Genomic DNA, 12406 nt, shown 5'->3' with positions numbered 1-12406 from the left:
GAATCAGGTAATGGAAGAAGCTTTGTATCTCGGGCTCGATGCAGGCTCCACCACGGTCAAGCTGGCCCTGGTGGATGCGCGGGGCACGCTGCTGGAAGCCCGTTATGAACGTCATGGCGCGGCGGTGCGCGCGACCTTGCGCACGTTGCTGGAAGACCTGGCCGAGCGGCGGCCCGGTCTGGTGGTGCGCCCGGCCATGACGGGTTCCGCGGCCCTGCAGCTGGCGCAGGCCCTGGAGCTGCCCTTCGTGCAGGAGGTGCTGGCCACGTCGCGGGCCATCGCCGTCCTGGCGCCGCAGACCGACGTGGCTGTGGAACTGGGGGGCGAGGACGCCAAGATCCTTTATTTTTCCGACGGTTCGGACAACCTGCGCATGAACGAGGCCTGTGCCGGCGGTACCGGGGCCTTCATCGACCAGATGGCCAGCCTGCTGGATACCGATGCGGCCGGTCTCGATGCCCTGGCCGCGCGCCACACCACCATCTATCCCATCGCGTCCCGCTGCGGCGTCTTCGCCAAGACCGACGTGGTGCCCCTGCTCAACGAAGGCGCGCCCCGCGAGGATCTGGCGGCCTCCATCTTCCAGGCCGTGGTGGAACAGACCATCGGCGGCCTGGCCTGCGGCCACCCCATCCGCGGCAAGGTCGCCTTTTTGGGCGGGCCCCTGCATTTCCTGCCCCAGCTCAAGGCCCGCTTTGTGGAGACCCTGCACATGGCTCCCGAAGACGTGGTGGATGTGCCGGACGCCCAGTACGTGGTGGCGCGCGGTACGGCCCTGAGCCTGGTGGACATCCCCGGCATGGGGCGGCCCGTGGCTTCCGCGCCCGTGAGCGTGGCCGAACTGGCCGAACGCGCCCGCACCCGTACGTTTGAGGGCGAAACCAGCGCCAGCCTGCCGCCCCTGTTCGATTCCGAAGCCGAATACCACGATTTCCTCGACCGTCACCGTCAGGACGCCGCGCCGCGCGGCCGGCTGGCCGAGGCCTCGGGCCCGCTCTATCTGGGCGTTGACCTGGGCTCCACCACGGTCAAGGCCGTGCTGGTGGACATCAACGGTGCCGTGCTGGACACCTGGTACCAGCGCAACCAGGGCGATCCGCTGGCCGGGCTGCTGCCCTATGCGGCCGATCTGGTGGACCGTCTGCCTGCCGGTGCCTGGATACAGGCCAGTGCGGCCACGGGCTACGGCGCCGACTACGCCCGGGCTGCCCTGGGCTCCGTCATCTCCGAAGTGGAGACCGTGGCCCACCTCAAGGCGGCCTGCCGTCTGGTGCCGGACGCCACCTATGTCATCGACATCGGCGGCCAGGACATGAAGTGCCTCAAGGTCCGGCAGGGCTGCATCGCGGGCGTGACCCTCAATGAAGCCTGTTCCGCCGGTTGCGGGGCCTTTCTGGAGACCTTTGCCCAAAGCCTGAACCTGAGCATGGAAGAATTCGTGCAGGCCGCGCTCTTTGCCCGCCATCCCGTGGATCTGGGCTCGCGCTGCACGGTGTTCATGAACTCCAAGGTCAAACAGGCCCAGAAGGAAGGCGCCTCCATCGGCGACATCGCGGCCGGGCTCTGTTATGCCGTCATCCGCAATGCCCTGTACAAGGTGCTGCGCCTGCGCACGCCCGACGAGCTGGGCGAACGCGTGCTGGTGCAGGGCGGTTCCTTCATGAACGACGCCCTGCTGCGCGTCATGGAAAACCTGCTGCAACGCGAGGTCAGCCGTCCCGACATCGCCGGGCTCATGGGCGCGTACGGCGCGGCCCTGCTGGCCCTGCGCCGCTGTGCCGGACAGGAGGAGCGCACGCCCCTGAGTTCCGCCGGGCTGCGCTCGCTGGAGATCACGACCAAGTCCGTGCGCTGCCGTGGCTGCGGCAACCATTGCCTGCTCAAGGTGCATCGTTTCTCCAACGGGCACCGCTTCGTGTCCGGCAACCGCTGCGAGCGCGGCGGCATGGGGCATTCGCAGGACGATGTCCCGGTCATGCCCAACATCTACGCCTGGAAGGCCCGGCGCCTGTTCCGCTACCAGCCGCTGGAGCCGGAGCGGGCCCCCCGCGGCCGCATGGGCATCCCCCGTGTGCTCAACATCTACGAGCACTATCCCTTCTGGTTCACCTTTTTCACCCGCCTGGGCTACAGGGTGGAGCTTTCCCCGGCATCGGGCAAGGAGCTGTACGATCTGGGGCTTTCGTCCATGCCGTCCCAGACGGTCTGCTATCCCGCCAAGCTGGCCCACGGCCATGTGACGGCCCTGCTGCGCCAGGGCGTGCGGGAGATCTTCTTCCCCTGTCTGCCGCGTGAAGGGCAGGATACCTCGGTGCGGGGCTACAACTGCCCCGTGGTCTCCGGCTATCCCGAGGTCATCCGCCTGAACACCGACGAGGTGCGGGAGCTGGGCGCGCATCTGTACACGCCCTTCGTCTCGCTGGAGCATCTGGACACCCTGGTGGACCGCCTGCACGAAGTGCTGGGCCTGCCCAAGCTGGAATTGTGGGAGGCGGCCCATGCGGCCCGTGCCGAGCAGGAGGCCTATCGTGCCGAACTGCGGGCCGAGGGCGAACGCATCCTGGCCCAGGTGGAACGTGAGCGGGGGCTGGGCATCGTGCTGTGCGGCCGTCCCTACCATGCGGACCCTGCCGTGCATCACGGCCTGCCGGACTATATCGCGTCGCTGGGCGCGGCCGTGCTCAGCGAGGACAGCGTGGCCCATCTGGGCGTGCTGCGCGATCCTTTGCGCGTGGTGGACCAGTGGAGCTACCACTCCCGCCTGTACCGGGCCGCGGCCCTGGTCTGCGAGCGTCCCCTGCTGGAGCTGGTGCAGCTCACGTCCTTCGGCTGCGGCCTCGATGCCGTGACCAGCGACCAGGTGGCGGAACTGCTGACCCATCACGGTCGCCTGCATACGCTCATCAAGATCGACGAAGGCGCGTCGCTGGGGGCGGCCCGCATCCGCATCCGTTCGCTGCTGGCCGCGGTGCGGGAACGCCGCGAGAGCAGGGCGCCGGAGTTCCGGCAGTCCCCGCGCCCGGAAAGCCCGTACTTCACCGAAGACATGCGCGAGACCCACACCATCGTGGCCCCGCAGATGGCGCCGCTGCATTTCTCCATCATGGAGGCGGCGGTCAACAGCGCGGGCTACCGCTTGCAGGTGCTGCCCGTGGTCAGCCGCCGGGCCATCGAGCTGGGCCTGAACTACGTCCATAACGACGCCTGCTACCCGGCCATCGTGGTCATCGGCCAGATGCTGGACGCCCTGTTCAACGGCCGGTGCGACCCGCAGCGCACGGCCCTGATGCTGGCCCAGACCTGCGGCCCCTGCCGCGCCAGCAATTATCCGGCCCTTCTGCGCAAGGCCCTGCAGGAAGCGGGCTTCCCGCAGGTGCCCATCCTGACCCTGAGCAGCGGTTCCCTCAACAAGCAGCCGGGCTTCAAGATGTCGGGCAGCATGCTGCACCGCATGATCCTGAGTTGCCTGTACGGCGACATGCTGCAGCGTGTCTCCATGTCCTGCCGGGCCAACGAGCTGCACAAGGGCGATACCGACGCCCTGCTGGAACGCTGGACGCAGCGCGCCCGCGAAGTGGCGGGCAAGGGCGATACCCGTGCCTTCCGCAAGGACATGCGCCGTATCGTGGAAGACTTCACGAAGATCCCGCGTGACGGCGTGGTCCGGCCCAAGGTGGGCATCGTGGGCGAGATCCTGCTCAAGTACCACCCCGATGCCAACAACCATGTGGCCCGGCACATCATGGACGAAGGCGGCGAGCCCGTGCTCACCGACATCATGGACTTCTTCCTCTACTGCTTCATGGATCCCATGTACCGCTGGAAGCGGCTGGGCGGACGCATCCTGCCCGCGCTGGGCAGCTGGCTGTTCATCATGCGGGTGGAGATGCTGCGCGCCTCCATGCGCAAGGCCCTGGAGGGCAGCATCTTCATGCCCGTGTCCCGCATCCGGCATTTGTCGCACAGCGTCAAGGGCATCATCTCGCGCGGCAACCAGGCCGGTGAAGGCTGGCTGCTGACCGCCGAGATGCTGGAGCTCATCGACAACGGCGCCACCAACGTGCTCTGCCTGCAACCCTTCGGCTGCCTGCCCAACCATATCACCGGCAAGGGCGTCATGAAGGAACTCAAGCGCCTGCGTCCTGCGGCCAACCTCATGGCCGTGGACTATGACCCAGGCAGCAGCGAGGCCAACCAGCTCAACCGCATCAAGCTCTTCATGTCCATGGCCCACGCCAAGTTGCAGCAGGCCTGATGACAGGGAGCACAGGCATCACTGGATCTGTCTGAGAAAACAGCCCGAAACCGGAAGGTTTCGGGCTGTTTTGCATTCCAGTGGATGATGACCGGTTGTCATCTTGATTCGTTGAGATCCCTGAATGTATTGCAACAGAGACCTCCCGGAACGATGCTTTCTACATCTTGTTCCGCGATACGGGCTCCAGGGCCCGCAAAAGGTCGCGCAGCCGTTCCGGCCCGGCGGCCTCGCCCAGATCTTCGGGCACGGCGCCTTTGGCCAGCAGGGCGGCCAGGGTGTCGGCCTCCTTGCGGGCGTCGGCGGTGCGGGCCATGTCGGTGGCGGCATCGGAACCGGCCTGGTGCCGGGTGGCGGGATGGATGCTGCCAGGCTCCTGTTCGCGGGCGGCCTTTTCAAAGACTTCGCTCTTGACGCGGATGGGCACCGAGGCGCGCAGGGCCAGGGCGATGCCGTCCGAGGGGCGGCAGTCCACGCTGATGAGGCCCGAGGGGCCGCGCAGCAGGAGCACGGCGTAGTAGATGTCGTCCCTGTAGTCCACGATGTCCACGCCGGTGAGCGTGCCGTTGAGGGCCTTGGCCACCATGAGCAGCAGGTCGTGGGCCAGGGGGCGGGGCAGCTCCTCGCCGTTGAGCACCAGCGAGATGGTCATGGCCTCCATGGCGCCGATCCAGAGCGGGAGCAGGCCCTTGCCGTCGTTCTGCCGCAGGATGACGATGGGTTTTCGTGTCTGCGGGTCGAGGCTCAGGCCCTCCATGTGCATCTCTACCATGGCTGTCCCGTGGCTTCGGCCACCAGGCTGTGCTTCTTGGCTTCCACGATGCGGGCGTTGACCAGGCGGCCGGTATGGTCGCCGGCGGGCAGGGGCACATGCACCAGGGCGCCGTAGATGTCGCGGCCCTGCCAGCTTTGCAGGCTGTCGTCGTCGGTGGCCTCGCGGCGGCTGGCGTTCTCCAGCAGCACTTCGCACTCCTGGCCCACGCGGGCGTCGAGCCAGCGCTGGGAAAGCTCCTCCTGCAGGGCCTGCAGGCGCAGCAGACGATTCTGCTGCACGTCGGGGGCGATCTTGTCCAGGAAACGGCTGGCCCGGGTGCCGGGACGGTCCGAATAGCAGAAGGAGAAGCTGGACATGAAGTCACTGGCGCGCATCAGCTCCAGCGTGGCGGCGAAATCTTCCTCGGTCTCGCCGGGGAAGCCCACGATGAGGTCCGTGGACAGGGCGATGTCCGGGCGGGCGTCACGCAGGCTGGCCACCAGCTCCAGATAGCGGGCGCTGTCGTACTTGCGGCCCATGCGCTTGAGCACGGCGTCGGAACCGGCCTGGAGGGGCAGGTGCAGGCGCGGGCAGAGCTGCGGGATGTTCGCGAAGGCCGCCACGTCTTCGGGGCCCATGTCCTTGGGATGGGGCGTCACGTAGCGCAGGCGCTTCAGGCCGGGCAGGGCGGCCACTTTTTCCAGCAGGGCGGCAAAGCTGACGCCGTCGCCGTGCGTATCGCGGCCGAAGGCGTTGACGTTCTGCCCCAGCAGGGTGATCTCGCGCGCGCCGCGGTCCAGCAGGTGGCGGCATTCGTCGAGGATGGCCGGGGTCAGACGGGACTTCTGGCGGCCGCGGGTATAGGGCACGATGCAGTAGGCGCAGAAATTGTCGCAGCCCTGCATGATGTTCACGAAGCCCACGGGCGCGGACGGCGTATCGGCGCCGGGTTCGCGCTCCACGTAATGGCTGGTGAAGTCCAGCAGGGAAAGACGCAGGGCGGGCTCGTCCAGCAGGCGTTCGATGGCCTGGGGCGCGCCGCTGATGCCGTCGCTGCCCGCCACCAGACGCACCTGGCGGCTGAAGAGTTTTTCGCCCAGCTGCTGGGCCACGCAGCCGGTGACGGCCACCAGCACACGCGGCGAGTTGCCGGTGACCTGGCGGATGCGGCCCAGGGTGCTCATGACTTTCTGTTCGGGCTTTTCGCGCACGGAACAGGTGTTGACCACCACCACGCGGGCCTCTTCCAGGGGCGCCTCGCAAAAGCCGCGCGCTTCGAGGGCGCGGGCCAGCCACTGCGAGTCGTGCACGTTCATCTGGCAGCCGAAGGTGATGATGTGGAAGCTGTTGTCGATCATGTCTTCTACTGTTCGGGGCCGGTGATGTTGCGGGGGTAGACGGCCATGCCGCTTTCGTCCATCTCCAGGGCGGCGACGCGGTCTTCCAGCCATTCCAGCACGGCGCGGGCCGTGTTGTAGTTGAGCAGCACGCGGGTGTTGATGCGGCGCACCACCTCGCGCACTTCCAGGTTCTCCTCGTCCATCATCTCGGGGCCCAGCGAACCGTCCGGGGCCACCAGGCATTCGGACCACTGGGGCAGGGAGTCGCTTTCCTCATAGAAATTGAGTTCGATCTCTCCCTGGGGATTGATGCCGCCCCAGACGCCGTGGGCGGTGCTCATGCGCACGCTGTCGTCCATAACGTACTTGTAGCGGATCTTCTTGGGAAGCTCGGGTTGGTTGCTCATGCAGGCTCCTTGAAAAAATATGGGGGATGGTAAAGAAGACGGCCGCAATAGTAAAGCCCGGCGGGCCCGGCGCATGTGAAAGGATGTGCAGGCTTGACGGTCGCCTGTCCTTGGTTACAATAGCACGGTAAAGAAGGGCTCATCCTGATGCCCGCAAGGAGAGACTGTGAGCGAGATTACCGTTACGGAACACGAGATCCGTCCCTATTTCGATATGGAAGGCTTCATGACCCTGAGCCAGGAATCGCGCCTGGGCGGCGCGACGCTGGAACGGCTGTGCAAGTTGTGGGAAGAGTGGATGCCGCAACTCAAGGTCTGCGAGATCAAGACAGCCAAGATCTCCTATCTGGCCGTCTGGCTGCCCGAGAGCGTGGAGCAGCAGGTGGACGCCGCCTGGGAAAAATCCCCTTCGGACGGCTGGCAGGACAACAACCTGGCCCAGTACATGTGCATGGCCGCCGTGCAGGAAGTGCTGCCCCAGGTGGAAGATGCCGGCTGTGCGCCCGCACCGCGTCCCACCGAGGCCCTGCGTGAGGCCCTGTCCGGCCTGGGCCTGGAATATCGTGAAGATGCCCCCACCCTGAACCGCCGTTTTGCTCTGGTGACCCATTATCCCTTCAAGGGCGGCTGCGAGATCTGCCATCTGCAGTCCAACTGCCCCAAGGGACAGGGCAAAAGCGAGGCTGCCAGTGTGGTGCTGCCCGGCTACGAGCAGGGCGCCGACGAATAGGCATGACCCGGTCGCGCCGGGGCCCCAGGGTTCCGGCGCGTCCGTCCGCGACGGCTAGCGGCCTTCCATCACGAGGGTGTGCGCTTCGCCGTCGGGCGTGCGGACCACGATCTCCACGGTGCGGCTGTTGCGGGTGACGGAGACCACCAGGCAGGTGGTCGTCTCGTCATTGCTGTAGTTGCGCACGTCCACGGTGTCGCCCTTGTTGGGCAGGGCATCGGGGATGATCTCCACCAGGTCGGCGGAATCCGCATCAAAGCCGTCCCAGGCCAGCGCGGGCAGCGGCAGGGCCAGAGAGGCACACAGGGCGATGACGGCCGGCAGACGCCGGACACGCTGATTGCGTAAGAGTGTCTTCATGGCTGCATGTGTAAAACCATTTTTGCTTCTTGGCAACAGGAGGCCCCGGAGGGACGATGAGCATCCATGCCCTGCACGACGACCACGGCCGCACGGTACGTTACCTGCGCCTGTCACTGACGGACCGCTGCAACCTGCGCTGTCTGTATTGTCACAGCAATGCCCGGCACCAGTGCATCCCGCACGAAAAGGTGCTGCGCTATGAGGAGATGATCCGTCTGGTGCAGATCGTGCGCGGCATGGGCGTGGGAAAGGTGCGTCTGACCGGCGGGGAACCCTTTGCGCGCAAGGGCTGTGACGATTTCCTCCTGCGGTTGCGGCAGCGCTTCGACGATCTGGACATCCGCATCACCACCAACGGCACGCTGCTGGAGGAGCACATCCCCCTGCTGCAGCGTATCCGCATCAGCGCCGTGAACCTGTCGCTGGACAGCTTCGACCGCGAGACCTTTGCCCGTGTGACCGGGCGCGACATGCTGCCCGAAGTGCTGCGGGCCCTGGACGCCATGCTGGCCGCGGGCATCCGGGTCAAGATCAATGCCGTGGGCCTGCGCGGCATCAATGACGGCCAGCTGGCCGACTTCGTCCATGCGGCCATGACCCTGCCCGTGGACGTGCGCTTCATCGAATTCATGCCCATGGGCAGCGATACCCTGTGGAGCCCCGAGAATTTCTGGCCCGCCAGCGACATCCGCGCCGCCGTGGAGCAGCACGTCCGCCTGGTGCCGCTGGGCGATGCCAACGAGGGCCAGCGCGGCCCGGCCCGCATGTTCGCCCTGGAAGGCGGCAAGGGGCGCATGGGCTTCATCACGCCGCTGACCAACCATTTCTGTCTGTCCTGCAACCGCCTGCGTATGACCAGCGACGGGCATCTGCGCACCTGTCTGTTTGCCGACAGGGAGTATCCGTTGCGGCCCCTGCTGCGTCATCCCAAGGTCACGGATGAGCATATCGCCCGGGTCATCGCCCAGGCCTGCAAGAGCAAGCCCGTGGGCGCGGATCTGCTGGCGGCCCGGCAGGGGGGCGCTGTGGCCAGCAGCAAGATGGTCTCCATCGGCGGCTAGGGCAGGGCGCTCCTGCCGCACGGCAAGGTGCCCTGCGGGGTGGGGTGGCAGGCACAACAGGCCTTGCCATATATATTGATACAAAATGATACGGTTGCCTCCCTGTTCGGGGTAGCCGTGTCTGTTGCCCATGCCCCGGAAAGGCAGCCCGGTCCCTGCCTGCATGGTTGCCGTATGGGGCGCCGCACCGGCCCGGAGCAGCGCTGCCTCGCGGATACCGCCGGCATCCTCCGGCCAGGGAGAGGCATCCTGCCCACGAGGGGAGCAGGGGCCCGGGCAGCGTCTCCACGGTATGACAGCTCTCAGAGACTGTTCCCCAGGGCCCGGCGGGAGAGACCGGCAACAGAGGGGTGGAAAGCGTCATGTGGCAGGTCTATGCCTTGCTGGCGGCCGTGTTCGCGGCCCTGACAGCCATTTTTTCCAAACTGGGCGTCCGGGACGTGGATTCCGGGCTGGCCACGGCCATCCGGGTGGGCTTCATCCTGCTCCTCACCTGGGGCATGAGCCTGTATGCCGGCACCTGGCGCGAGGTGCGCCAGATCGGCGGGCATACCTGGCTCTTCCTGTTCCTTTCCGCCGTGGCCACGGGCCTGTCGTGGCTGTGCTACTTCAAGGCCCTGCAGCTGGGGGACGTCTCCAGGGTCGCGCCGCTGGACAAGCTCAGCGTACCTCTGGCCATGCTGCTGGGGGTGCTCGTCCTGGGCGAGCCCTGTGATCCCAAGACCGTGGCCGGGGGCATCCTGATCACGGCCGGGGCCCTTTTGCTGGTGCTGTGAGGCCGCTGCCTCCGCATCCCTGTTTTTCGATGACATCAAGGAGCATCCATGATCGCCTATCTTGAAGGCCTGCTGGCCGAGACCTGGGGCACCTCCTGCATCGTGGTCACGCGCGGTGGCGTGGGCTACGAGCTGGATCTGCCCGCCCACACCATGGCATCCCTGCCCGGACGCGGGGAAAGCGTGGCCCTGTACACCAGCCTGGTGGTGCGCGAGGATGCCCAGCAGCTGTTCGGCTTTGCCACCTTTGAGGAGCGGCAGGTCTTCGGGGTGCTGCTGACCATCTCCAAGGTGGGCGCGCGCACGGCGCTGGCCATCCTTTCCCTGTACCGGCCCGACGACCTGCGCCGCATCGTGCTGGAAGAGGATGTGGATGCCCTCACCCGGGTGAGCGGCATCGGCAAGAAGACGGCCCAGCATGTTTTTCTGGAGCTCAAATACAAGCTCAAGGTGGAGGACGTGCCGCAGGCGGCGGTGCTGGCGCCCAACGGCCGTCCGGGCTCCGTGTTCCGGGACGTGCTTGATGGTTTGTCCAATCTTGGCTATTCTGAAGACGAATGCGCTCCTGTGGTCAAAAACATCCTGTTGCAGGAGCCCGACCTTGACGTCACCGGCGCTTTGCGGGCGGCGCTCAAGGCACTGGCGCGCGGTCGTCTGTAGACCGGCGCTTTCTTTTTCTTGAGTGTTCCCCGTGCAGGCCCGGCCTGTGCAGGGGGCAAATCCTGACCGACTGGACATCATGGCACAGAAATCCTCCCCTTCCCCCGCAGCCCGTTTTTTCGGCAATGATGACTGGGATGCCCCTGCGGAACAGCACACGCCCGCACCCGCAGCCGGCACGGAAGACCCCGGTCTGAGCACCGCCGCGCTGGAAGAGAGCGTGCGGCCCCGCAGCCTGGATGATTTCATCGGTCAGGAAGAACTGCGTGCCAATCTACGCGTGTATCTGGGCGCTGCCCGTGAACGCGGCTGCGCGCTGGACCATACGCTCTTTTACGGCAACCCCGGTCTGGGCAAGACGACCCTGGCCCAGATCATGGCTGCCGAGCTGGGCGTCAACCTGGTCTGCACCTCGGGCCCGGTGCTGGAGCGCAGCGGTGATCTGGCCGCCATCCTGACCAACCTGTCCCGCAACGACATCCTCTTCGTGGACGAGATCCACCGCATGCCCATCGCTGTGGAGGAAGTGCTGTATCCGGCCATGGAAGACTTCAAGCTGGATCTGGTCATCGGGCAGGGCCCGGCGGCCCGCACGGTCAAGATCGACCTGGAGCCGTTCACCCTGGTAGGGGCCACCACGCGTATGGGCCTGATTTCCGCGCCCTTGCGCGGGCGCTTCGGCATCCTTTCGCAGCTGGAGTTCTACACGCCCGCCGAACTGGCCCGGGTGGTGCTGCGCACGGCGCACATCCTCGGCATCGCCGTCACTCCTGACGGTGCGGAAGAGATAGGCCGCCGCTCCCGCGGCACACCGCGCATCGCCAACCGCCTCTTGCGTCGCGTGCGGGATTTTGCCATGATGGGCGGCCACGACGTCATCACCGCGGAACAGGCTGCCGAGGCCCTGCGGCGCATGGACGTCGACGAGATAGGTCTGGACCGCATGGACAGGCGCCTGCTGGAAGTCATGATCACCCACTACGACGGCGGACCCGTGGGGCTCAAGACGCTGGCCGTGGCCTGCTCCGAAGAAGTGCGTACCATCGAAGAGATCTACGAGCCCTACCTCATCCAGTGCGGTCTGCTCAAGCGTACCCCCCGTGGTCGCATGGTGACCGCCAAAGCCTACCGCCACCTCAACCTTTTACTGCGCTGAGAGGCGCACGAAGAACAGCTGCGCTGCTTTTTGTCGCATCTGCATAGTTGCGACAGCAACGTTTTTTTCTGTTCTTCCCGGAGCCCGGCTCCAATTTGTGCCGCGCCGGTAACGGCGCCGTCGCTTTTCTGTTCTCTCCTGAAAGGCGGCGGGACGTTGCCCGCGGCGGACGTCGTTTCGATAACGTCCCCTTGCCCTGCCTTCCCGACCGGCGCCGGAAGGAGCGGCACGGGGGCGGAGACGGCGCCCCCCTTGGTTTCATCGCCGGAGTACCGCGTTGTGTATGGACGTGGTCGGAGTTTTCAGAATGAAAGTGACTGTTGACAAATCTGTGTTGTGCAAACGTTATGCGGGCTTCACCGTGGCACTGCTGGTCTGTGCCCTGGGGGTAGCGCTGGTGACCAATGCCTGTCTGGGCACCTCGCCCATCACCAGCCTGCCGTACGCCCTGAGCGCCATCTTCCCCCTGAGTCTGGGGACCGTGACTTTTCTGTCCAATATCTGTTTTCTCGTGGTACAAAAGGCCCTGCTGGGTCGTTACTTTACGGTGGGGCATCTGATGCAGATCCCCGCGGTCTTCCTGTTCGGCCTGTTCATCGACGGCTGGATGTGGGCCACCTCCTATCTGGTGACTGATGTCTACTGGCAGCAGATGCTCATGTGCCTGGTGGGCTCCATGGTCCTGGGCCTGGGCGTGAGCCTGGAGATCATCAGCAACGCCACCGTGCTGCCCGGTGAGGGCATGGTCGTGGCCATCGTCTTCCGCACGCACAAGAATTTCGGCAACATCAAGGTCCTGGTGGACTCCTCCATGGTGCTGGCCGCGGTGCTGCTCAGCCTGGCCGTCCTGCATACCATCGTGGGCCTGCGCGAGGGCACCATCATCTCGGCCGTGCTGGTGGGC

Annotated in this window: 11 protein-coding genes (1 of these 11 only partly in view); 7 read left to right on the top strand and 4 right to left on the bottom strand. The window is 65.9% G+C overall.

Features of this window, described 5'->3' with window-relative positions:
• Nucleotides 1-10 precede the first annotated feature (10 nt).
• The gene (locus Q4I12_RS13490) at nt 11-4255 is read left to right on the top strand and encodes an acyl-CoA dehydratase activase-related protein (RefSeq protein WP_302261987.1); all 4245 of its coding nucleotides are present in this window, start codon (nt 11-13) and stop codon (nt 4253-4255) included.
• A 160-nt stretch (nt 4256-4415) separates the two neighbouring features.
• Here Q4I12_RS13490 and Q4I12_RS13485 read toward each other — a convergent pair whose 3' ends face one another.
• From Q4I12_RS13485 to Q4I12_RS13475, 3 genes are read right to left on the bottom strand one after another with little or no spacing between them, the layout of a single operon-like run.
• The gene (locus tag Q4I12_RS13485) at nt 4416-5027 is read right to left on the bottom strand and encodes a bifunctional nuclease family protein (RefSeq protein ID WP_302261986.1); all 612 of its coding nucleotides are present in this window, start codon (nt 5025-5027) and stop codon (nt 4416-4418) included.
• Nucleotides 5021-6367 carry a tRNA (N6-isopentenyl adenosine(37)-C2)-methylthiotransferase MiaB gene (gene miaB, locus Q4I12_RS13480; protein ID WP_302261985.1) on the bottom strand — a complete coding sequence of 449 codons (1347 nt, stop codon included), beginning with the start codon at nt 6365-6367 and terminating at the stop codon, nt 5021-5023. Before miaB ends, Q4I12_RS13485 begins: the two co-directional genes overlap by 7 nt.
• Nucleotides 6368-6372: 5 nt before the next feature.
• Nucleotides 6373-6756, bottom strand: coding sequence for a hypothetical protein (locus tag Q4I12_RS13475; protein ID WP_006008497.1), 384 nt, complete (start codon nt 6754-6756; stop codon nt 6373-6375).
• Between the two features lie 166 nt (nt 6757-6922).
• Here Q4I12_RS13475 and Q4I12_RS13470 point away from each other — a divergent pair, with 166 nt between their 5' ends.
• The gene (locus tag Q4I12_RS13470) at nt 6923-7486 is read left to right on the top strand and encodes a hypothetical protein (RefSeq protein ID WP_204674304.1); all 564 of its coding nucleotides are present in this window, start codon (nt 6923-6925) and stop codon (nt 7484-7486) included.
• Between the two features lie 54 nt (nt 7487-7540).
• Here the strand turns inward: Q4I12_RS13470 and Q4I12_RS13465 are convergent, their stop codons facing one another.
• Nucleotides 7541-7846: a DUF5334 domain-containing protein gene (locus Q4I12_RS13465; protein ID WP_006008500.1), complete on the bottom strand. Its 306-nt coding sequence runs from the start codon at nt 7844-7846 to the stop codon at nt 7541-7543.
• 56 nt (nt 7847-7902) lie between these two features.
• On the opposite strand from Q4I12_RS13465, the gene moaA reads away from it, so the two are divergent.
• From moaA to Q4I12_RS13440, 5 genes are all read left to right on the top strand, one after another.
• Nucleotides 7903-8910: a GTP 3',8-cyclase MoaA gene (gene moaA / locus Q4I12_RS13460; RefSeq protein WP_204625400.1), complete on the top strand. Its 1008-nt coding sequence runs from the start codon at nt 7903-7905 to the stop codon at nt 8908-8910.
• 362 nt (nt 8911-9272) lie between these two features.
• On the top strand, nt 9273-9686 hold the full coding sequence (locus Q4I12_RS13455; protein ID WP_072337360.1) for an EamA family transporter: 414 nt from the start codon (nt 9273-9275) through the stop codon (nt 9684-9686).
• 48 nt (nt 9687-9734) lie between these two features.
• Nucleotides 9735-10346 carry a Holliday junction branch migration protein RuvA gene (gene ruvA, locus Q4I12_RS13450; RefSeq protein ID WP_302261981.1) on the top strand — a complete coding sequence of 204 codons (612 nt, stop codon included), beginning with the start codon at nt 9735-9737 and terminating at the stop codon, nt 10344-10346.
• A gap of 79 nt (nt 10347-10425) precedes the next feature.
• A complete protein-coding gene (gene ruvB, locus Q4I12_RS13445; RefSeq protein WP_239463854.1) occupies nt 10426-11502 on the top strand; it encodes a Holliday junction branch migration DNA helicase RuvB in 1077 nt (358 codons plus the stop codon).
• Between the two features lie 307 nt (nt 11503-11809).
• Nucleotides 11810-12406, top strand: the 5' portion of a protein-coding gene (locus Q4I12_RS13440; protein WP_239463855.1) for a YczE/YyaS/YitT family protein. It continues 120 nt past the right edge of the window; only the first 597 of its 717 coding nucleotides appear in the window; its start codon is at nt 11810-11812; the stop codon falls past the right edge of the window.

The organism is Desulfovibrio piger, from assembly GCF_951793255.1.
Classification (GTDB): domain Bacteria; phylum Desulfobacterota; class Desulfovibrionia; order Desulfovibrionales; family Desulfovibrionaceae; genus Desulfovibrio.
This window is presented reverse-complemented; position numbering and strand designations above follow the sequence as displayed.

Bases quoted from the DNA above. Each gene is read 5' to 3' on its own strand.
- Q4I12_RS13490 (WP_302261987.1), top strand. From the start codon at position 11: ATGGAAGAAGCTTTGTATCTCGGGCTCGATGCAGGCTCCACCACGGTC.
- Q4I12_RS13485 (WP_302261986.1), bottom strand. From the start codon at position 5,027: ATGGTAGAGATGCACATGGAGGGCCTGAGCCTCGACCCGCAGACACGA.
- miaB (WP_302261985.1), bottom strand. From the start codon at position 6,367: ATGATCGACAACAGCTTCCACATCATCACCTTCGGCTGCCAGATGAAC.
- Q4I12_RS13475 (WP_006008497.1), bottom strand. From the start codon at position 6,756: ATGAGCAACCAACCCGAGCTTCCCAAGAAGATCCGCTACAAGTACGTT.
- Q4I12_RS13465 (WP_006008500.1), bottom strand. From the start codon at position 7,846: ATGAAGACACTCTTACGCAATCAGCGTGTCCGGCGTCTGCCGGCCGTC.
- moaA (WP_204625400.1), top strand. From the start codon at position 7,903: ATGAGCATCCATGCCCTGCACGACGACCACGGCCGCACGGTACGTTAC.
- Q4I12_RS13455 (WP_072337360.1), top strand. From the start codon at position 9,273: ATGTGGCAGGTCTATGCCTTGCTGGCGGCCGTGTTCGCGGCCCTGACA.
- ruvA (WP_302261981.1), top strand. From the start codon at position 9,735: ATGATCGCCTATCTTGAAGGCCTGCTGGCCGAGACCTGGGGCACCTCC.
- ruvB (WP_239463854.1), top strand. From the start codon at position 10,426: ATGGCACAGAAATCCTCCCCTTCCCCCGCAGCCCGTTTTTTCGGCAAT.